Source organism: Longimicrobium sp. (assembly GCF_048594345.1).
Taxonomy (GTDB): domain Bacteria; phylum Gemmatimonadota; class Gemmatimonadetes; order Longimicrobiales; family Longimicrobiaceae; genus Longimicrobium.
The window spans coordinates 1-21081 of sequence record NZ_JBMDXM010000236.1; the positions used below are offsets into that span (position 1 = coordinate 1).

The 21081-nt window shown below is 68.9% G+C and carries 19 protein-coding genes and 1 riboswitch; of the genes, 12 read left to right on the plus strand and 7 right to left on the minus strand.

What is annotated here, in order from left to right; translation table 11 throughout:
• Positions 1-145 precede the first annotated feature (145 nt).
• Entirely contained in the window at positions 146-2065 is a 1920-nt protein-coding gene (abc-f, locus tag ACOJUJ_RS24300; RefSeq protein ID WP_420129514.1) for a ribosomal protection-like ABC-F family protein, read from the minus strand.
• Between the two features lie 275 nt (positions 2066-2340).
• Here abc-f and tnpA point away from each other — a divergent pair, with 275 nt between their 5' ends.
• Positions 2341-2793, plus strand: coding sequence for an IS200/IS605 family transposase (gene tnpA, locus ACOJUJ_RS24305; protein WP_420129515.1), 453 nt, complete (start codon positions 2341-2343; stop codon positions 2791-2793).
• A gap of 95 nt (positions 2794-2888) precedes the next feature.
• Positions 2889-3632 (plus strand): metallophosphoesterase, encoded by a 744-nt coding sequence (locus ACOJUJ_RS24310; RefSeq protein ID WP_420129516.1) that lies wholly within the window; start codon positions 2889-2891, stop codon positions 3630-3632.
• Positions 3633-4208: 576 nt separating this feature from the next.
• Here the strand turns inward: ACOJUJ_RS24310 and ACOJUJ_RS24315 are convergent.
• Positions 4209-6851, minus strand: coding sequence for a PAS domain S-box protein (locus ACOJUJ_RS24315; protein ID WP_420129517.1), 2643 nt, complete (start codon positions 6849-6851; stop codon positions 4209-4211).
• 232 nt (positions 6852-7083) lie between these two features.
• On the opposite strand from ACOJUJ_RS24315, the gene ACOJUJ_RS24320 reads away from it, so the two are divergent.
• Both ACOJUJ_RS24320 and ACOJUJ_RS24325 read left to right on the plus strand, forming a co-directional pair.
• Entirely contained in the window at positions 7084-8817 is a 1734-nt protein-coding gene (locus tag ACOJUJ_RS24320; RefSeq protein WP_420129518.1) for an alpha/beta hydrolase, read from the plus strand.
• A gap of 124 nt (positions 8818-8941) precedes the next feature.
• Positions 8942-9211: a hypothetical protein gene (locus ACOJUJ_RS24325; protein ID WP_420129519.1), complete on the plus strand. Its 270-nt coding sequence runs from the start codon at positions 8942-8944 to the stop codon at positions 9209-9211.
• Positions 9212-9435: 224 nt separating this feature from the next.
• Here the strand turns inward: ACOJUJ_RS24325 and ACOJUJ_RS24330 are convergent, their stop codons facing one another.
• The 5 genes from ACOJUJ_RS24330 to ACOJUJ_RS24350 all read right to left on the minus strand — a co-directional run bounded on the left by ACOJUJ_RS24330 (position 9436) and on the right by ACOJUJ_RS24350 (position 13538).
• The gene (locus ACOJUJ_RS24330) at positions 9436-9987 is read right to left on the minus strand and encodes a DUF2721 domain-containing protein (RefSeq protein ID WP_420129520.1); all 552 of its coding nucleotides are present in this window, start codon (positions 9985-9987) and stop codon (positions 9436-9438) included.
• A 493-nt stretch (positions 9988-10480) separates the two neighbouring features.
• The gene (locus tag ACOJUJ_RS24335; protein WP_420129521.1) at positions 10481-11086 is read right to left on the minus strand and encodes a M23 family metallopeptidase; all 606 of its coding nucleotides are present in this window, start codon (positions 11084-11086) and stop codon (positions 10481-10483) included.
• A gap of 16 nt (positions 11087-11102) precedes the next feature.
• Positions 11103-11194: riboswitch (cyclic di-GMP riboswitch) on the minus strand.
• Between the two features lie 487 nt (positions 11195-11681).
• Positions 11682-12080 (minus strand): RidA family protein, encoded by a 399-nt coding sequence (locus ACOJUJ_RS24340; protein WP_420129536.1) that lies wholly within the window; start codon positions 12078-12080, stop codon positions 11682-11684.
• Positions 12081-12193: 113 nt separating this feature from the next.
• Positions 12194-12985: a PhzF family phenazine biosynthesis protein gene (locus tag ACOJUJ_RS24345; protein ID WP_420129522.1), complete on the minus strand. Its 792-nt coding sequence runs from the start codon at positions 12983-12985 to the stop codon at positions 12194-12196.
• Between the two features lie 148 nt (positions 12986-13133).
• Entirely contained in the window at positions 13134-13538 is a 405-nt protein-coding gene (locus ACOJUJ_RS24350; RefSeq protein ID WP_420129523.1) for a DUF4383 domain-containing protein, read from the minus strand.
• Positions 13539-13629: 91 nt separating this feature from the next.
• On the opposite strand from ACOJUJ_RS24350, the gene ACOJUJ_RS24355 reads away from it, so the two are divergent.
• From ACOJUJ_RS24355 to ACOJUJ_RS24390, 8 genes are all read left to right on the plus strand, one after another.
• Entirely contained in the window at positions 13630-14199 is a 570-nt protein-coding gene (locus tag ACOJUJ_RS24355) for a hypothetical protein (protein ID WP_420129524.1), read from the plus strand.
• Between the two features lie 450 nt (positions 14200-14649).
• Positions 14650-16431, plus strand: coding sequence for a M1 family metallopeptidase (locus ACOJUJ_RS24360; protein WP_420129525.1), 1782 nt, complete (start codon positions 14650-14652; stop codon positions 16429-16431).
• A 1-nt stretch (position 16432) separates the two neighbouring features.
• A complete protein-coding gene (crcB, locus tag ACOJUJ_RS24365; protein WP_420129526.1) occupies positions 16433-16804 on the plus strand; it encodes a fluoride efflux transporter CrcB in 372 nt (123 codons plus the stop codon).
• Between the two features lie 246 nt (positions 16805-17050).
• The gene (locus tag ACOJUJ_RS24370) at positions 17051-17266 is read left to right on the plus strand and encodes an addiction module protein (RefSeq protein ID WP_420129527.1); all 216 of its coding nucleotides are present in this window, start codon (positions 17051-17053) and stop codon (positions 17264-17266) included.
• Positions 17263-17565, plus strand: a complete 303-nt coding sequence (locus ACOJUJ_RS24375) for a type II toxin-antitoxin system RelE/ParE family toxin (RefSeq protein ID WP_420129528.1) — start codon at positions 17263-17265, stop codon at positions 17563-17565. The genes ACOJUJ_RS24370 and ACOJUJ_RS24375 overlap by 4 nt, the downstream gene beginning before the upstream one ends.
• A gap of 478 nt (positions 17566-18043) precedes the next feature.
• Positions 18044-18475, plus strand: coding sequence for an addiction module protein (locus ACOJUJ_RS24380; RefSeq protein WP_420129529.1), 432 nt, complete (start codon positions 18044-18046; stop codon positions 18473-18475).
• Between the two features lie 4 nt (positions 18476-18479).
• Positions 18480-18755, plus strand: a complete 276-nt coding sequence (locus ACOJUJ_RS24385; RefSeq protein WP_420129530.1) for a type II toxin-antitoxin system RelE/ParE family toxin — start codon at positions 18480-18482, stop codon at positions 18753-18755.
• Positions 18756-18778: 23 nt separating this feature from the next.
• Positions 18779-20860 (plus strand): molybdopterin-containing oxidoreductase family protein, encoded by a 2082-nt coding sequence (locus ACOJUJ_RS24390; RefSeq protein ID WP_420129537.1) that lies wholly within the window; start codon positions 18779-18781, stop codon positions 20858-20860.
• The last annotated feature ends 221 nt before the right edge of the window (positions 20861-21081 follow it).

The following is a 21081-nucleotide window of genomic DNA, read 5'->3' on the forward strand; positions in this document are numbered from 1 at the left end:
GCCTTCATCCGCACCCTCACACCCTCACACCCTCACACCCTCACACCCTCACACCCTCACACCCTCACACCCTCACACCCTCACACCCTCACACCCTCACACCCTCACACCCTCACACCCTCACACCCTCACACCCTCACACCCCTCACCCCGCCAGCTCTTCCAGCTCCGCCCAGCGCGCGTAGAGGGCATCCACCGCTTCGCCGGCTTCGCGAAAGGCGGTGGTGACGCGCGCCACCTCGTCGGCGGGCTGGGCGTAGAGCGCGGGATCGGCCAGGCGCGCCTCCAGCTCCGCCTTGCGCGCTTCGGCCTGCATGATCGCGGCTTCCATTCCCGCCAGCTCCTTCTGCTCCTTCCAGCTCAGCTTGCGCGCGCCGTCCTTCTTTGCCGCGCCGGCGGAGAGGGAGGAGGCAGCGGGCTTGCGGGTCTCGGCCGCCGCGGCGGCGGCTTCGGCTTCCTTCTGCTCCTTGAGGCGGCGGTACAGGTCGTAGTTGCCGGCGTGGCGATGGAGAACGCCGTTGCCTTCAAAGACGATCAGACCCGTGGCCACCTTGTCGAGGAAGAAACGGTCGTGCGTGACCATCAGCACGCATCCCTGCCACTCCGCCAGCACCGCCTCCAGCACCTGCAGGGTGACGAGATCCAGGTCGTTGGTGGGCTCGTCCAGGATGAGCAGGTTGGCGTCCTGCAGGAACAGGCGCGCCAGCAGCAGCCGGTTGCGCTCGCCGCCGCTGAGCGAGCGCACCACTTGGCGCTGCTGTTCCGGGGGAAACAGGAAGGTTTCCAGGTAGCTGCGCAGGTGCGTTTTTTCCCCGCCCACCATCACCCAGTCGCTATCCGCCGCGGCCTGGTAGACGCTGTGCTCGGGGTTCAGGTCCTCGCGCTTCTGGTCAAAGTAGGCGATGCGGGTGTTCTTGCCCGTCTCCACCTCACCCGTATCCGGCGGCTCCTGGCCCAGGATGATGCGCAGCAGCGTGGTCTTTCCCGCGCCGTTGGGCCCGATGATGCCAATGCGCTCGCCGCCCTGCAGCATGCCGCTGAAGTCGCGGATGAGCACCCGCTCGCCGAAGCCTTTGCTGACGTGGTGCAGGTTCAGCACGGTGCGGCCCAGCCGCGGCGCCTCGTTGGCGGTGATCTCGACGGTGTTGCGGTTTGGGGCGCGCTTGTCCTGCTGCTCCTTTTCCAGGTCGCCCAGCCGGCCGATGCGCGCCTTTTGCTTTCCCGTGCGCGCGGACGGCTGCCGGCGCACCCACGCCAGCTCCTGCGCGATCAGCTTCTTGCGCTTCTCTTCTTCGATGGACAGCCGCTCCTCGCGCTCCGCCTTGGCCTCCAGATACTCGGTATATCCGCCGGGATAGCTGGTCAGCTCGCCGCTGCTCACCTCCAGCATCCGCGAAACGACGCGGTCCAGAAAGTAGCGGTCGTGGGTGATGAGCATCACCGCGCCGGGGTAGCCCTGCAGGTGCTCTTCCAGCCAGGCGACGGTGTCGGCGTCCAGATGGTTGGTGGGCTCGTCCAGCATCAGAAGCTCGGGTTCCTGAAGGAGGACGCGCGCCATCGCCACCCGTTTGCGCTCGCCGCCGCTGAGCCCTTCCACGGGCCGCTCCCAGTGGTCGACGCCCAGGCGGGTGAGGATGGCCTCCATGCGGTGCTCGTAGTCCCATCCGCCCAGCGAGTCGATGCGCGCGGCGGCCCGCTCCTGCCGCGCCAGCAGCCGGTCCACGTCGCCCTCGCCGGCGGCCAGCCGCTCGGCGACGTCGTGGTACTCGCCGATCGCTTCCAGCAGCTCGGGCTTGCCGCCGGCGACGGCGGAAAGGATGGTGGCGCCGGGGTCGAACTCGGGCTCCTGGGCCAGGTAGCCCACGCGGATGTCGCGCTTGAAGGCCATGGTGCCGCCCTCGTGCCCTTCCACGCCGGCGACGATGCGGAACAGGGTGGACTTTCCCGACCCGTTCACGCCGATGAAGCCCACCTTTTCGCCTTCATCCACGGCAAACGACACCCCGCTGAACACGGTGCGTGTGCCGTAGCTCTTCTTGAGATCCTGCACGTTCAGAACGTTCATCAATCCGATCCGCTTGTGATTCTTCGATTTGCGCGCGCAACGATAACCGGCGCGCGGGCCGGGCGGCAACCCGGGGTGGGGGTGGGGGTGACGGGGGACGGCGGTGAGGCGTAGAGGTGCGCGATAGCAGAGAGATCTTGGGCCGGCTCAGCAAGGGCGAATGAATTCGCTGCAACAACTACACGAAGTCCGCCTTCGCGGACTGGCGGGACTAATGTTTTCAGATAGTGTTGTGAGCGTTGCACACTTTGTTCACCTTTGACGGAGTTTTACCGATGCGCTCTGCACCGTGGACACAGCTCTATCTGCATCTCGTGTGGGCGACCTGGAATCGGGCGCCGCTCCTCACGCCGCGCCTGATGGAGGCCGTCGACCGGTGCATCCGTGCCGAGTGCGTGCAGATGCGCGTGGAGGTGATTGCGTTCGGAGGGGTGGCGGACCACGTGCACCTGCTCGTCCGCATCCCGACGACGATCACCGTGGCGGATCTGGTGAAACAGGTAAAGGGCTCATCCTCCCACATGCTTGGACAGCGCATGCGCGTTGCGTTCCGGTGGCAGGGCAAGTACGGCGCGTTCAGCCTCTCCACCTCGCACGTGGAGCGCATCCGCGGCTATGTTCTGAATCAGGAGCAACATCACGCGGATGGAACGTCCTACCCGCTCCTTGAACTCCCGTCGGACGAAGATGAGCCCGGGCGTGCACAGGAGCCTGGCCCCGGCAGTTAGCCGCCAGTCCACGAAGGTGGACTTCGTGTAGTTGTTGCCGCGAATTCATTCGCCCTTGCTGGCCCTTGCACCCTGATTCCTTCCGCCGCGCCCGCATGAAGATCCACCTGTTGAGCGACCTGCACACGGAGTTTGCGCCGTACGACCCGCCGGAGACGGAGGCGGACGTGGTGGTGCTGGCGGGTGACACCGCCACGGGGCTGAAGGGCGTGGAGCGGGCGAAGGAGTGGTTCCCGGACCGGCCGGTGCTGTACGTGGCGGGGAACCACGAGTACTACGGCCAGTCCATCCCGCGCCTGAACCACAAGCTGTCCGCGGCGGCGGAGGGGTCTGGCGTGCACCTGATGGAGAACCGGGAGGCGGTGATCGGTGGGGTGCGCTTCCTGGGGTGCACCCTGTGGACGGACTTTGAGCTGTTCGGCGAGCGGCAGCATTCGATGGCGGCCGCGCAGGCGGCGATGAACGACTTTCGCGTGATCCGCGTGGATCCGGAGTACCGCCGCTTCCGCCCGATGGATGCGCGGGCGACGCATCAGAAGAGCCTCAACTGGCTGGTGGAGCGCCTGGACACGCCGTTTGACGGCCCTACGGTCGTCATCACCCACCACGCGCCCAGCCTGCGATCCGTCAATCCACTGTTCCACGACCATCCCGCGACCCCGGCGTACGCCAGCGACCTGGAATGGCTGCTGGACGGACGCGCGGCGGTGTGGATGCACGGCCACACACACCTGTGCGTGGATTACGAGATCGGCGGCACCCGCGTCGTCGCCAACCAGCGCGGCTACCCCGACGACGCGGTCCCCGGCTTCGATCCCGGCAGGATCATCATCGTGTAGCCGGGTGGCGGTCCGAAGCTTCGCGCCGGACAATCCTGAAACCGGCGATTCTGATCCGGTATCGTGCCGTCTCCGAAGGGCGAATGAATTCGCTGCAACAACTACACGAATTCCGCCTTCGCGGAATGGCAGGTTCGCGGTAGTTCAGAGTGCGGTGCGCGTGGAGATGTCGCGGTGTGCCCCCTTCGTCTCCGCCGGCCTCACGAGAGCGATTGAAATCGCGGCAACAACCTCACACTGTCCGCCTTCGCGGACACAGGCGGCCCGAGCACGTGCGGCGTCCCGGGCACCTGCGCGTCCGCAACGGGAAAACACCGTGGGGCTGGTGTCGATCTACGGAACTGGCCCCACCGCGCCGGAAAGAAGGTCCTTCGGTCGCGCGCTGGCGGTTGTGTGGCGGACGGTTTCTCGTGGCGCTCCCTCAGGAAGTCAACTTCCTGGGTACGCGTGGGTGCGGGACGCGGACGCATCGGCTGACTCCATCACCCTCACACCCTCACACCCTCACACCCTCACACCCTCACACCCTCACACCCTCACACCCTCACACCCTCACACCCTCACACCCTCACACCCTCACACCCTCACACAGTCCCGCCGCCGCTCGTCGTCCGGCAGCGACGCATGGCTCTCCAGCGCGACCCGCAGCACGCGCCCCATCATTCGCCGGATCATCCCCGCGATCGGCTCCGGATCCGCCGGGGCGCGGGCGGGGAGGTGGGCGTGCAGCAGGGCCTCCATCTCCTCCAGCAGGACGGCGTACTCGCGGCGGATCTCGTCGCCGGCGAAGCCCAGCCGCGCGCGCTGCAGGCCGTGCAGCTGCGCCAGGGTGCGCTGGATGTTCTCGCCGTCGCGCATCATCAGCGGCGCGCCGCCGGTGGTGTCCAGGATGGTGAGCGCGCGGCCGATCTCCAGCACCAGCGTTTGCGTGTGGTCCTCCAGGCGCGCCCGGTCCAGCGCGTGCGCGCCGGGAACGCCGGGGTCGCCCTGAATGCGCCGCACCCACACCTCGACCACGCGATCCGGGCTTTCCTCCAGCAGCCGCCCCGCCTCGCGCAGCCCAGGCACCTCGCCGGCGGCGGCGGGCCAGAACGGGTCCTCCACCGTTGACCCATCGACGGTTTCGCTCCCCTCCTCCGCCGGCGCGGTGGGCAGCCAGAGGAAAAAGGCCGAGCCTTCGCCCGGCTGGCTGCGGGCGGTCAGCTCGCCCCCCATCAGCCGGGCGAAGCGGCGGCTGATGGCCAGCCCCAGTCCGGTGCCGCCCGCCTCGCGCGTGTGCGTGCCGTCGACCTGGGTGAACGGCTCAAAGATGCGCGCCAGCTGTTCGGCCGCGATGCCGATCCCCGTGTCGCGCACCTCGATGCACGCCCATGGCCCCGCGCCGGCGGCCTGCCCCGGCGGCTCGCCGTTGGGGACGCAGCGCACCGTGATCGTGCCGCCCGGGTGGGTGAACTTGATGGCGTTGGACAGCAGGTTCAGCAGGATCTGCCGCACCCGGTCGGGGTCGGCCAGGTAGCCGGCGCCGGGGGGGCACGGCTCCTCGCGCAGTTCCACACCGCGCGACTCGGCCTGCGGCGCCACCATTCCCACCGCCTCGGCGGCGGAGGCGCGCAGCTCCACGCGGCGGGCGGTGAACCCCATCTCCCCCGCCTCGATCTTGGCGAAGTCCAGCACGTCGTTCACCAGCCCCAGCAGGTGCTGGCTGCTGGCGCGGATGCGGGCCAGGTAGCCCCGCTGCCCCTCGTTCAGCGCGCCCTGGATCCCCATGTCCAGCAGCTCCGCGTACCCGATCACCGCGTTGATGGGGGTGCGGATCTCGTGGCTCATCGTCGCCAGGAACATGGATTTGGCGCGGTTGGCCTCTTCGGCGGCGCCGCGTGCGGCCTGCGCCTCTTCCAGCAGCGCCGCGCGCGCCTCCTCGGCCCGCAGTTGCTCTTCCACGTCGGTGTTGGTGCCAAACCAGCGCACCACACGCCCCTCCGCGTCGCGCAGCGGGAGCGCGCGCGAAAGAAAGCGGCGGTACCGGCCGTCGTGGCCGCGCAGGGGAAAGGTGTCTTCCCACGGCACCTCGGCCTGCACCGCGGCGGTGTACCGCTCCGTTACCCGGTCCACGTGGTCGGGGTGGTGCACCGTCCGCCATCCCCACCCCTGCATCGTCCCGAAATCCGTCCCCGTGTAGTCGTACCAGCGCTGGTTGTACCAGAACAGGGCCCCCTGCGCGTCCGCCATCCACGCCAGCTGGGGGATGGATTCGGCCATGGTGCGAAACTGCTCCTCGCTCTCCTCCGCCGCCCGGCGCGCCGCGCGCTCCGCGTCAAACAGCAGCGCGCGGCGGATGGCCTGCGCGCACTGCCGGGCCAGCGCCATCATCAGCGCCCGGTCGTCGTCGGGAAAGTCGCGCGCGGCGCGAAAGCCCAGCCCCATCGCCCCCAGCCGCCGTCCCTCCACGATCAGGGGGACGGAAAGGGAGACGGGATACACCACCTGCTGTCCGCTGAGCAGGGGATACTTGCGGTCGCGCTCCTCCGGCGAGTCCACGATGATGATCTCGGCCCGCCGCACCGCCTCGGCGATGGGGACGCCGGCGGCGAGCGGAAAGCGCTCCCATCCGCCGGCCGCCGAGGGCGGATAGCCCCGCTGCTCCACCAGCTCCAGCTGCTCGCCGTCCGCGCTAAGCAGCACCATCACCCCCGCGTCGGCCTCCAGCGCGCCGATGCCGTGGTCCATCACCGCGGCCAGCACCTGCGCGGGGGTCAGCGCCTCCGACAGCGCCTCGGTGACGGACTGCAGCCGGCGGGTGCGGTCCGCGGCGCGCTCGGCGCGCACCCGCTCCGTCACGTCCAGCACCAGCGACAGCTGCGCCTGCGTGCGACCGTGCGCGTCGACCACCGCCGTGTTGTACCACTCGCAGTGCAGCACGCGCCCGTCGCGCGTCAGGTTGCGATTGGCGGAAAAGGTTTGCAGCGCGCGCGCCTCGCGCAGGTCCGACGCCACGCGCCGCACCTGTGCGTCGTCGTCCGGGTGCACGAACGGCCACTCGGTGGCGCGGCGTCCCATCACCTCGTCCGCGTGCCAGCCGAACAGCGCCTCCGCCTCCGGGCTCCACCGCGTCACGCGTCCCTCCCCGTCCCACTCCACGGAGGCCAGGGGGATCTGCGCGAAGGTGGATCGCGTGGGGGCGGGGCCGCTTGCCGGGAGTGTGGGGCCGGACGTCTGCATCGTCGAGAGCGGAGGCGTTGGCCAGACAAAGGATCGATGGAGTTCCGACACGCGAACAAGATTCGCGCCGCACGCACGTCCCACAAGGAGCGCCACGAAGAATCCGTCGCGGCCGAGAGCGACGGTAAACCGTATGTTTTCCGGCGCCATCCAAAGGTCACCCGCGCCGGAGCGGCCCCGCGCCGTTCTCATCCTGCCGGCACCGCACGTTACCCGATCCCCCGGACACGCCATGCACGTTCGCTCCCTCGCGCGCCGCACCTTGGCCGCCGCGGCCCTCGCCCTCGCCGCGCCCGCGCACGCCCAGGCGCCGGCCTTTCAGCCCGGCCCCTGCCACCCCGGCACCGCGGCCGACGCCCGCTGCGGCACGGTGCAGGTGCCGGAGAACCGCGACGATCCGGGCAGAATGCTGGCGCTGAACGTCGTCATCCTCCCCGCGCGGTCGGCGGCCCCGGCGCGGCAGGCGCTCGCGGTGTTCGGCGGCGGGCCGGGGCAGGGAGCCACGACCATGATGGAGTGGGTGGGGGAGAAGTTCGACGTGCTGCGCGACGAGCGCGATCTGCTGTTCGTGGACCAGCGCGGCACCGGCCGCTCCGCGCCCCTGCAGTGCCAGATGCGCGACGAGGGCGATCCGCAGTCTTTCCTGGGCGACTACCTGCCGCCGGAGCGGACGGCCCGCTGTCTGGAGGAACTGGGCCGCACGGCGGACCTCACGCGCTACGGCTACCAGGAGCTGGCGCAGGACATCGAGGCGGTGCGGCGGGCGCTGGGGTACGAGCGGCTGGACCTGTGGGGGGCGTCGTACGGCACGCGCGCGGCGCAGGTCTACGCGCGCGCCTATCCGCGGCACGTGCGCAGCCTGACGCTGGAAGGGGTGGTGCCGTTCGGCTACTACCAGCCCGCGCACTTTGCCCGGGGGATGGAGTCGGCGCTCGCCGGCGTCGCGCGGGACTGCCGGGCTGACGCCGCGTGCGCCGCGGCGTTCCCGGACTTTGCGCGCGAGGTGCGGGCGGTCGCGGACCGGCTGGCGGCCACGCCGGCGACGGCGGAGATCACCGATCCCGAAACGGGGGCGCGGCTCCGGCTGACCCTGACGCGAGCGACCTTTGTGGACCTTCTGCGCAGGATGCTGTACGACGTAAGCGCCGCGGGCCGCATTCCGTACCTGGTTCACCGGGCGTTCCAGGGCGACTACCGCCCCGCGCTGCGGACCGCGCTGCAGGACCGGCGGGGCTCGCAGCGAAACCTGCAGTGGGGGCTGTACCTGGCCATCACCTGCAGCGAAGACGTGCCGTTCGTGAATGCGGCGGCCGCCGCCCGCGACGACGCGCATACGCTGCTGGCCGACTGGCGCGTCCAGCAGCAGAAGACGGCGTGCCGCGGCTGGCCCACGTACGCGGTCCCTGGGCACTACCACCAGCGCCTACCTTCCGACATCCCCACGGTGCTGGTTTCGGGCGAGCTGGATCCCGTCACGCCACCCGCGTCCGGCGAAGCGGCGGCCGCCGCGATGCGCAACAGCCTGCACGTGGTGGTGCCCTCCGCCGCGCACAGCTACTTCGGGCTGGTGGGCGGTGAGTGCGTGGATGCGCTCCTGGTCCGCTTCATCCGCCAGGGCTCGGTTGCGGGGCTGGACACGTCGTGTGTGGGGCAGATGCGCCGGCGGCCGTTCGTGACGGAGGAGCGCGAGCCGATCACCCTGAACCGCGCGGCGGTGCAGCGGTTCGCCGGCGGGTACGCATCGGCGGATCCGGCGATGGAGGTGCGCTTCGAGGCGCTGGACGGCGTGCTGCGCGCCCGCATCGACAGCGAGCACATGACGGTGATCGCGTCGCCGATCTCACCCACGGAGTTCCAGTGGGAGGGCTTTCCTTCCGAGTTCGTCTTCCGGTTCTCGGAGGATGGGCGAACGCTGACGATGCCCAGCCGCACTCAGCCCTCCGTCACCTTGACGCGAAAGCCGTAGCGGGATGAGTCGATGCGGGACGGCGGACGCGCGTGCCGCCGCCCGTGCACCGTGGGTGGCGCGGTGGATGCAGGCACCCCGCGGCTTCCACGCGGGGTTGGCCGATTTACCACGGGAGGGGACGATGGCGAAGTGCGAGGTGTGCGGGAACGACTACTACCTGGCGTTCGAGGTGATCACGGCCGGCAACCGGCACGTGTTCGACAGCTTCGAGTGCGCCATCCACAAGCTGGCGCCGGTGTGCGCGCACTGCGGATGCAAGGTGATCGGCCACGGCATCGACGCTAACGGCACTTTCTACTGCTGTGCCTCGTGCGCCCGCCAGGCCGGCGCCCGCGACGTCGCCGACCACTCCGCCACCTCGCCCCAGGGCCTGGAGCAGGCGAACGAGTAATTGCGTTTCTCTGAAGTCCTCCGCCGAACACACGGTATCTTCAATCCCGGCAAAGCGGGGGTACAGAGGGGCAGACAAGAGCCAGAGGAGCAGAGGAAGATCGTTTGTCCTCTGTCTCTCTGGCTGTTCTCTGTCCCTCTGTACCCCCCATCTTTTGCGACCTCGGCATGAGGATGAGATTCTCCGAAACGAATCTCATGGGAGTTCAACGCGCCGAGGACAACTCATCGTTCTCGCCGCCATGGGCGACGGCGGGCGGCGCGGGCGGCAAGGTCGCCGGGTGGCGCGTAGTGGCGGCCGAGCGCCTGCACGAACTCCATCTCGTCGTATACGGCGGTCAGGGAGATGCGGGACTCCAGGATCAGCAGCAGGCTGGCCCAGAACAGCAGGATCGCGCCGATGAACCCCAGCCCCAGCGCGATCCACGCGTACGCCACCTCGGTCACCGCCACCACCCCGATGCTTACGCTGGTGGCGATAAAGATGGCGAGCGCCATGTACAGCCGCGTCATGGCCCGCGTGAGCAGCTTTGCGCGCCGCGAGGTGCGCCCCAGCTGATCGAACAGCAGCGAGCGCTCCTCCGCCAGCATCGTGCGGTCCGCCTCTTCGGCCGCAAGGTCGGCCACGCGCTCGGAGATGGTGCGCGTGCGGTCCACGGCGCGCGTCAGGCGGTTGGAGGTGGCCAGGATCAGCGAACTGCTGGCCAGGATGAGCACCGCCGGCGTGACCATCGCCGACAGCACGGACAGCGTCGCGGACAGGTTCTCGATCTGCATCGGCACCGGACGGGCGGGGGAAGCGGCCTGACGTCCCTCAACCTGCGGCCACGCTACCCGCGGTCAAGAGGCTGATCGTCATCGACTGAAATCGTCACCCCTGAACTTGAGTGGAGTGGGTGTCGCCGAACCATCGACGAGCGTTGATTTCCTGCGGGAGGCGCCGCGCGTGACCTGGTTGTACGATGGAGTTTGGCGCCGACCGAAGGACCTTGCCTGCCTGGCCGAGGAACTTGAACAGCTCCGAGGGCTGGCCCTCGCGCGACCCGACAAAGATCCTTCGGTCGCGCGCAAGCTTTTGTGGTTATTAAAGTTCGGGCGTGCGCTCCCTCAGGATGACAGTGTGCTACCGGTAAGAGCAGGTGCGGTTTGGCGACACCCCTCTCAGCCTCAGGAAGTCAACACTTTGGGTTCGGCAGACACCCCGTAACGCAAGCCGCCCCGCCCGAAACGTGTCGGGCGGGGCGGCGGATTGCGTGGACCAGGCCAAGGATCAGCGGCCGGCCAGCAGGTCGTAGGGGTTCAGGTTCTCGCCCTCCCACCAGCGGCTGGGGCTGTCCAGGATCGCCACCGAAAAATGCAGGTGGTAGTCGCCCGGCTGGGCGTTGCCCGTGTCGCCCACGTAGCCGATGATCTCGCCGCGCTGCACGCGCTGGCCCTCGTACAGCCCCTGGGCGTAGCCGTCCAGGTGGGCGTAGTAGTAGCGCGTGGTGCCGTCGTCGTCCATCAGGTAGACGGCCAGGCCGCCCCGTGCGCCGTTGTGCAGCTTGCGGACGACGCCGTCGGCCACGGCGATGACCGGCGTGCCGCGCGGGGCGTGGATGTCGATGGCGTGGTGCGTGCGGCCTTCACTGCGGGACTGGTTGTACGTGTCGCGCAGCTGCGCGCGGGTAACGCCTTCGACCGGCACCGGAAGCAGCGACGTGGATCCGCGCGCTTCGACGGAGCGGGAGGCAACCAGGCCCGACGAGGCGGCGGCCACGGGGCGGCCCAGCAGGCGGCGCTGCGCGTGGGCGCTCTGCGGCGCGGCTACGGCGGCGGCGGCCAGCACCAACAGGGCGCCTCGCACGGCGCGCGAACGAAAGTGGTGAGGGATCATTCGGGGATTTGGCTCAGTCGGCGGCTCGACTGGCATGGCAAGGCCCGGCCTTGCGTTAGCCTCGTAGCTTTGCGTCCCCGCCTTTCAGCGGGTTTGCCGTTTCCGTTGAGGTCCCGGGCCGGTTACGGCAGCCGGGAGTGATGGACTGCAAGGTCCTGCTCTTGATGCGCTCCTTGGGGGCACTTCCCGCCGTGTGTCCGGTCCGCCTCCCCGCGGACCCAGCCGGAAATCAGGAACGCGTTCGTCCAGCCCCGGAGCGCGGGGTGAGGCGGGTGTTGCGTTCACAGTGTGAATGGGATTGGTTCGGGGCCCATGATAGTGCGCGGTGGACGCACACGCTAGAGCGTTGTATCCGGCTCCACGACTGGAGAATCGTAAGCCGATGCTGCGTTTCAACTTCCGGAAAAAACGACGGCGCACAACCCCGCGTCGGGGCATGCGCCGCTGCTACTGTCGCAGGTGCCAGGAGCCTGATCCGGCACCATCCGCGAGTCGATCCAGCCCGCGGCATCCTGCCCTGTCCTCTTCTGAGGACTTCCGCGCCGGTTCAGCGTGCGAGAGTGGCTGATTCACCCCTGGGTGCGCCGCGTTTCCCTCATCGGGCCACGTACGCTTCCACTTCGATCTCTACCAGCATGGCGGGGTCGATAAGCGCCTTGACCTCCACCATCGTGGCGGCGGGGCGCGCGTCGCGAAAGAACTCGCCGTGCGCGCGGCCAATCTCTTCCCAACGCGCGATGTCGGTAACGTACATCCGCGTGCGCACCACGTCCTCCATCGTCGCGCCGGCCAGCATCAGCGCGCCCTGCACCTTGCGCAGGACGTGCATCGTCTGCGCGTACGGATCACCCGGGCCTACGACTTCCCCGTTCTCGTCCGTCGCCGTCGTCCCCGCTACGTACACGTGCGGCCCCACCCGCACCGCGCGCGAGTAGCCCACGATGGATTCCCACGGCGCGCCGCTGGAAACGCGCAGGCGTCCGCCGGTCTCCATCGTCTCGAAGCGGCCCGGCGGTACGATCACGTCGCGCGTCTTGCCGTCCACGGTGACGTCGCGCGGCACTCCGTGGGCATCAGGCATCGGCATCGATCAGATTCTCCACGCGTTCAGTGCGCCAGCTCGCCGCGCACCACGGTTACGGCCTGGCCGGCAAGCTCCACGCGGTCGCCGGCGGCGCGCACGCGCACCACGCCCCCGCGGCGCGAGGCCTGGAACGCCGTCATCTCATCCTTCCCCAGCCGCGCGGCCCAGAACGGCGCCAGCACGCAGTGCGCGGAGCCCGTCACGGGATCTTCGCCCACCCCCGCGCGCGGCGCGAAAAAGCGCGAGACAAAGTCGTACCTTGCCCCCGTCGACCGCGCCGTGACGATCACCCCACGCACGTTCACCGTCGCCAGCAGGCCCAGGTCCGGCTGCAGCGCGCGGACCGCATCCTCCGAATCCACCTCCACCAGCAGGTCAAAGTGGCTGCGGCCCACGTACTTCGGCGTCACGCCCAGCGCGCGCTCCAGCCCCTCCGGCGCATCGGCCTCGCGCTCCGGTTTGGCGGGAAAGTCCATCACGATCCACTCGCCCTGGCGCCGGCACGTGAGCAGGCCGCTGCGCGTGTGGAAGCGCGCCTCCGCGTCCGGCGGCAGGTGGCCGTCCTCCCACAGCACGTGCGCGCTGGCCAGCGTGGCGTGCCCGCACAGGTCCACCTCCACCGCGGGCGTAAGCCAGCGCAGGCTCCACCCGTCCGCGTGCGGATGCAGAAACGCCGTCTCCGACAGGTTCATCTCCGCCGCCACGTTGCGCATCCACCCCTCGTCCGCGGGGGCGGGAAGGATGCAGACGGCGGCCGGGTTGCCGGCGAACGGGCGGTCGGTGAACGCGTCGATGGTGATGACGGGCTGCGGCATCGGCGGATGCGGGATCGGCTTCGGTGGATGGAAATCGCCAGCGCACGCAATCTATCCACCGTCCCCGGACCCCGCAAAAACGCCGCGCCCCGGCATCCGCTGAAGATGCCGGGGCGCGATGGATCGATGGTCGATGGAATCCGACCGGTCAGGAGTTGGCCGGCACCCCCGCCTCGCGGTGGACGAAGCCGAAGTAGCCCAGGCCGATGGCCAGCACCGCGTGCAGCCAGATGTCGTTGCCGCCGATGGGCACCAGGCCAAAGGTGGTGGGATCGATGAACGCCAGCACCACCAGCACCAGGTAGATGATGGCGCCGGTGCGATGGTATCCGCGCGATCCGCCGTAGCTGCGCGAGGCCGCCAGCCCCCACGCGCCAAACGCCAGGTGCACCAGGTTGTGCAGCAGGTTCACGGGAAACAGGCCCAGCAGCCTGGGTGCCTGGTCGGGGTGCGACTCCATCCCCGTGCCGCCGGGGAGAAAGAACCCCAGCAGCCCCACCAGCAGAAACACCACGCCGAACACCATCGCCGCCTTCTGGGTCAACGTCCGCATCGCCGCTCCCTCGTCGGGTGAATGGGAAAGCTTCTTGCCGTGCGGGACGGCAAGATAAGGACGCGACGTACAACAGGGGAGGAAAAAAACCATGCGGCGCTACGACGATCCCTTTCGGCGCGGGTATCCCATGGCCCCCGAGTGGGGCCGCCCGCACCCGCAGGACCCCAACTGGGCGGACGGCGAGTACCACGGCATGCGCATGCAGCGCCAGCCCGGGCACGGCGCCTACGGCTTTCACCGCCAGGTGCGTGAGAACGACCTGCAGGGGTACGGCGGGTTCGACGGCATCTACGACGAGGGACCCGGCGAGTACGACCGCCAGGGCATGTACCACCACCCGTACTTTCGCGGTGAGCTGCACCACGGCCGCAGCGCCGAGGTCACCCGGGGCGGCTACGACGCCGTATACCGGCACGTGGAGAACGGCGGCGTGCACCACGACACGCGCTACCTGCGCCAGTACAACAGCGAAAGTCCCGGCCTGCGCGGCCGCGGCGGCTACGACCGCGGCTACGGCAACGCGCCGCGCGGCGGCCGCGACGGCGAGCTCACGCGCCCCGACATCCGCGGCCGCCCCGACGAGCGCGGGTACGCCGGCTACAACCGCGGCGGCTTTGCGCCCGGCCAGGGCACGCAGAGCCTGGATCCTCGAAAGTAGAAGGCCAGCCTCCGCGTCGGGCGGGTGAACCCGCGGTTGGAAAAACCATAAGCCCCGTCTCCGCTGGCTTGCGCTCGCGGAACGGGGCTTCACCTGCTCGTTCGGGACGGTTCGAGCCTTCGACACACTACGAAGTGTCATTTCACAGGAGCGCCGCGTCTAACCGTGTCCTGCTCCCAATTCAGCGCGCCACTGAGAAGTCGCCGTCCGAATCCTCGTGATCCGTTCGGCGCGCGGATCTCGCGGCTGCAGTCCGCGCAGGCGGACTTAGCGCCTTTCCAGCGGCGAATTCATTCGCTCCTGGAGGCGGACTCGCACCGAATGTCTGTCGAAATCGCCTCCCTGGCCGTCCGCCTTCCGCGGGCGCATTCGCACGTCCCGTTGCACCCCACGCACGGCTCCTGCATGTTGGCTCGGACTTCACCCCGATCCACGTGAGGACCCGTGCGGATGCTCCGAATCGTATTTTCCGCGGCGCTGCTGGCGGCGCCGCCGCTGGGCGCGCAGGATGCCGCCTACTTTCAGCAGGGCGTCGACTATCGCATCGAGGCGCGGCTGGACGAGGGCAGTGAAGTGCTGCACGGCCGCGCCCGGCTGCGCTACACCAACCGCTCGTCGCGCGCGCTGGATTCCCTCTACATCCAACAGCACCTGAACGCGTTCCGCCCCAACAGCGCCTGGGCGCGGCGCGAGCTGGAGTACGGCGAGCGCCGCTTTACCAACCTGGGTCCTGACGAGCACGCCTTTGAGCGGTTCACCCGCGTCACCGTCGACGGCGCGGCCGTGCGCCCGGCGTACCCCGGCGCGCCGGACAGCACCGTGGCCGCGCTCGCGCTGCCGCGCCCGCTGGCGCCCGGCGCGTCGGTGGAGGTGGTGATGGACTGGGACGCGCGGCTTTCCACGCTGCCGCGCCGCCAGGGCCGCGCCGGCCGCCACTTCGACTTTGCGCAGTGGTATCCACGCATCGCCGTGTACGACCGCACGGGGTGGGCGGTGCAGCCGCTGCTGCCGCAGGGCGAGTTCTACGGCGAGTTCGCCCGCTACGACGTGACGCTTGACGTGGCCGCCGACCAGGTGATCGGCAGCACGGGCGTGGCGGTGGAGGGCGACCCCGGCTACACCGAAAAGGTGCTGGGTACCGGCTATCCGCCTCCGCCCGCCGCGGACGCGCTCGGCTTCCTCGACGGGGAGGCGGGGCAGGGGCGCAAGCGCGTCCGCTTTTTCGCGGACAGCGTGCACCACTTCGCCTGGAGCGCCGACCCGCGGTACATCCACGACTTCGTCATCCGCACCATCATCGACGAGGCCACCGGCGCCCACTCCGCGCCCGGCATCCACGTCCTGTACCTTCCCGGCGACACGGCCTGGGACGAGCAGGCCGCCATCCGCCGCACCTGGGATGCGCTCACCTGGCTGGAAACCATGTTCGGTCCGTACCCCTGGCCGCAGCTGACCAACGTGCACCGGCTGGAGGGCGGCGGAACGGAGTTCCCCATGCTGATCATGAACGGCTCCGCCAGCGAGGGGCTGATCGTGCACGAAACCACGCACCAGTACCTGCACGGCATCCTGGGCAACAACGAGTGGCGCGAGGGGTGGATGGACGAGGGATTCACCTCGTTCATGAGCAGCTGGTACCGGGAGATGAAGGGCGACACCGCCGTCTGGCGGGGAACCATGCAGGGGCTGGAGCGGCTGGAGCGGGCAGATTCGGCCGAGGTCGTGGGCCAGCCGGGCGCAAACTTCTCGTCGCCGCGCATCTACAGCGCGATGACGTACACCAAGGCCTCCGCCGTCTTTCGCATGCTGCGCGAGCTGGTGGGGCAGGACACCTTCCGTGAGATCCTGCGCACCTTCTACCAGCGCCACCGGCTGCAGCACGTAACCGGCGCCGACTTTCAGCGCGTGGCCGAGGACGTGAGCGGGCGCGACCTGGACTGGTTCTTTGCCCAGTGGATCGAGCGCACGGACAAGCTGGACTACTCCATCGCGAGCGCGACCACGCGGCTTGCGCACGGCCGCTGGCGTACGCGCGTGGAGGTGGTGCGTACGGGCGAGGCGTGGATGCCCGTGGTGCTGCGCGTGGGCGGCACCACGCACACGCTGGAGTCGCGCGACCGCCGCCAGACGGTGGAGATCGTCACCGTCTCGCAGCCGATGGAAGCGGTGCTGGATCCGGACTGGGTGCTGATCGACTACGACCGTTCCAACGACCGCGCGCCGGTGCACTGAGGTGCCCTGGCTCTACGTGGCCCTGGGCGGCGCGGTGGGCTCGGTGCTGCGCTACGGAGCCGGGCAGGCGCTGGGCCCCGCGCGGCCGGGCGCCTTTCCGTGGCACACGTTCGCGGTAAACGTCGCGGGCGCGCTGCTGCTGGGCCTGATCGTCGCGCTGGTTCCGCGCGACGATCCGCACCACCTGCGCGCGCTGCTGGCCGTCGGCTTCTGCGGCGGCCTGACCACCTTCAGCACCTTTGGCTACGAGACGGTGAGCCTGCTGCAGTCCCGCGCCTACGCCGTTGCCCTGGCGTACGCAGGGGCCAGCTTCCTGGTCGCCCTCCTCGCCGTCGTCACCGGCATGTGGTCCGGCGCGCGGCTGGCGCATTGAGCGCGCTCCCGTCCGCGAGGCTCGCCCCCGCCCGAAGCCGCCGCGGGTGAATGAATCGCGGCGCTGTCTGGCTGGGCCGGCGTCCGCGACGTTCCCTTTGAGTCACAGGCGCGCAGAAAACCCGTCCGGGCTTGCGCTTACGTGCACGCGGCTGGCACAATGAGCGCGGCCCCATTGGTGTCTGTACCGTCCACTGTCTGTTCCGTTATCTTCAGGAGAACCCACATGCCCGGAGAACGGAAACCCATGAGCATCGACGAAATCGAAGCCGCCGCCCTGGAACTGCCACTGGACCAACGAGAGGAGTTGATTGCCCGTTTGCACGCGGCGCACGCCGCCAACCGGGAGACTGACGCCGCGTGGCGTGCGGAGGTGCGGCGGCGCATGGAGTTGATCCACGCGGGCGACGTCGAGTGGTTTGATGAGGAGGAGGTGCTTGCGGAACTGGAAGCGGATTCGTGAGGGTTCGCTACTCCGCGCTTGCACGCGCTGACATTCGCGACGCCAAAGCTTTCTACCGGAAAGAGAACGAAACGATACCTGCGCGACTGGCCGCCGAACTGCGCCACGCGCTGCGGCGAATCCGAGAAAATCCGCAGAGCGGCGCGCCGTACGAGCTCGGCACGAGGCGCTTCATCCTGAGTCGCTTTCCCTACGCGGTTGTGTATTATCCCACCCTTGAGGGGATCTACGTTGTTGCCGTCCAGCACCACAGCCGCGATCCAGACTACTGGCACAGGTCGGTGTCGGAGTTCTACTGACCGAGGGTGCGAGCGATGGATACGAGATCACTGATCGGAGGGTGAAGGTCGAACCCGGTGCGCTTCGCCTCTCGCTATCCACGCTGCCGCACCACATGAACAGTTCGTGGTGATGCGTAAGCGCCACAACGATTAGTGCTCGGCGGCGTCGTCGCGCTGGCGTATGCCGCAGCAGCTCCCTCCTCACCGTCACAATCGGCATGTGGACAGGTGTGCGGCTGGCGCATTCAGCGCGCTCCCGTCCGCGAGTCTCGCCGCCGCCGTTTCTTTACGCAGGGTGAATGAATCAACGGTGCTTGCTGTCCAAGCCATTTCCGACACGCCCTCTTCGAGTCACAGACGAGCAAAAGTCCCCTTCAGCCTTGCGCTTATGTGCGCGGGGCTGGCACAATACGCGCGTCCCTATTGGTGTCTGTACTGTCCACTGCTGGTTCCGTTATCTTCAGGAGACCCTCACATGCCCGGAGAACGGAAGCCCATGAGCATCGACGAACTGACCGCCGCCGTGATGGATCTCTCGCCCGAAGATCGTTTTGCGCTGATGGAGCGGGTGGAGGGCAGCATGTTCCACGACGACATCGATTCCGCCGTCCTCGAACGCGCACGCCGCAGCATGGCGGACATCAAGTCCGGGCGCACGAAGGCAGTGCCGGCGGATGAGGTGCTGGCGAATCCGGAGTTCACCGACGAGCTTGCGTCGGCCGCAATGCAGATTCCGGCGGATGAGCGGGCGGAACTCGTCGATCGGCTCATCGCGAGCCTGACGGGCGACCGCCGGTTCGATCCGGCATGGGAAGCGGAGATGAACCGCCGGATCGACGAGATCGAAGCGGGAACGGCAAAAACACTTTCTGAGGATGAATTCTTCGAAAAGCTGAGAGTTCGCCGTGCTGCCCGCAAGATTTCGTGACGAGGTGGTGGAGGAAGTCCATGACGCGATTACCCACTACGAGGCGACATCCTCCACCACACCCCGGCGCTTTGAAGCTGAAATTCGCCGAATTCTGCAGGAGATAAAGGAATATCCCGAACGTGGCAGCCTGACGCTTAGGAACGCGCGGCGCAGGCGGCTTCAGGGATTTCCGTACTCCATCATCTACCTCGTCAAACAGGATCACGTGCATATCATCGCCGCCAGCCACTCGAGCCGGGATTGGGGTTACTGGGTGAAACGACTGGAGGATCAATGATCCAGATTGGCTCCCTTCCCCTAATCCAGACGGGCATCGTGCGCGGGGCGTGTCCGCACGACTGCCCGGACACGTGCGCCATGCTGGTGCACGTGCGCGACGGCCGCGCGGTGCGCGTGCAGGGCGACCCGGACCACCCGGTGACGCAGGGGTTCCTGTGCACCAAGGTGAACCGCTACGTGGAGCGCACCTACCACGCCGACCGGCTCACCGTCCCGCTGCGCCGCGTGGGCGCCAAGGGCGAAGGGCGCTTCGAGCCGGCCACCTGGGACGAGGCGCTGGACGACATCGCGCGGCGGCTGAACGAGGTGCGCAACGGGCCGCACGGCCCTCAGGCCATCCTTCCCTACTCGTATTCCGGCACGCTGGGCAAGGTGCAGAACGAGTCCATGGACCGGCGCTTCTTTCACCGCATCGGCGCCAGCCTGCTGGACCGCACCATCTGCGCGACCGCGGGGAGCGTGGGGTGGGGGGTGACGTACGGCGACCGGATGGGGCCCACGCCGGTGGAGGCCGAGCACGCGCGCTTCATCCTGCTGTGGGGCACCAACACCCTCACCAGCAACCCGCACCTGTGGCCGGCGCTGCGTCGCGCGCGGGAGCGGGGCGCCCGCATCATCGCCATCGACCCCATCCGCACGCGCACGGCCGCGCAGTGCGACGAGCACCTGGCCATCCGCCCCGGCACCGACGCCGCGCTGGCGCTGGGGATGATGCACGTGATCTTCCGCGACGGGCTGCAGGACGCGGACTACCTGCGCGAACACACCGTGGGCTGGGAGGCGCTGCGCGAGCGCGCGGCGGAATGGACGCCGGCGCGCACCGCGGAGGTCGTCGGGCTGCCCGCGGAGCGCATCGAACTGCTGGCGCGGGAGTACGCGACGGCGCACCCCAGCTTTATCCGGCTCAACTACGGGCTGCAGCGGCACCACGGCGGCGGGATGGCGGTGCGGACCGTCTGCATCCTCCCCGCGGTCACCGGTGCGTGGCGGGAACTGGGCGGCGGGGCCACGCTTTCCACCAGCGGCGCCTTCAAGCTCAACGGCAACGCGCTGCAGAAGCCAGAGTGGATTCCGCCCGGCACGCGCACCATCAACATGATCCGCCTGGGCGAGGCGCTCACCCGGCCTGACGCGGGCGTGGGCGGGCCGCCGGTGCAGGCGTTCGTGGTCTACAACTCCAATCCCGCGGCCGTGGCGCCCGACCTGGGGCAGGTGCGGCAGGGGCTGCTGCGCGACGACCTGTTCACCGTCGTCATGGAGCACTTTCTCACCGACACCGCGCGCTACGCCGACTGGGTGCTTCCCGCGACCACGCAGCTGGAGCACTGGGACGTCCACACGGCGTACGGGCACGTGTACCTTACCCTCAACCGACCCTCCATCGCGCCCGTGGGCGAGTCGCTGCCCAATACCGAGATCTTCCGGCGGCTGGCGGCGCGGATGGGGCTGGACGATCCGGCGTTCCAGGACGACGACGTGACGCTCATCCGGCAGTCGCTGGAATCGTCGCACCCGTGGCTGGAAGGGGTCAGCTTCGAGCGGCTGGTGGAGGACGGATGGGTTCGGCTGAACGTGCCGGACGAGTTCCGTCCCTACGCCGATCCGCACCCCAACACGCCCACGGGAAAGATCCAGATCGTGGCGCCGGAGCTGGAGGCGCTGGGGCTGGACACGCTGCCCACGTACATCCCGCCGGCGGAGAGCGCGGATGCCGACCCGGCGCACGCCGCGCGCTTTCCGCTGATGATGCTGTCGCCGCCGGAGCATCCGTTCATGAACAGCACCTTCGTGAACGTGCCCCGCCTCTCCGATGCGGCGGGTGACACCACCGTCCTGCTGCACCCCAACGAGGCCGCCGTGCGCGGCATCCAGGCCGACGACCGGGTGCGCTGCTGGAACGACCGCGGCCACTTCTTTGGCCGCGCGGTGGTGACGGAAGACGTGCGGCCGGGGGTGGCGGTGAGCTACGGCGTGCGCTGGGCCATGCGCTCCGAGGACGGGCGGACGGTGAACGACACCACCTCGCAGCGCGTAACGGACATGGGTGCCGGCGCAACCTTCTACGACAACGCCGTGGAGGTGGAGCCGGCGCCATCCGCGTGAGGATGTCGTTGCCCGCCCGCGACGAGTTGCCCTCCTGCGGCCGAGCCTGAGAGGGTGTTGCCAACCCTCACCTGCTCTCACCGGACGTACGGTGTCATCCTGAGGGAGCGCACCCCCGCACCTTCCGCAACCACGGAGTTTGCGCGCGACCGAAGGATCTTTGTCGGGTCGCGACGGGGCCAGCCCTCGTGAGCCGTTCAAGGCTCCTGGTTCTGCAGGCA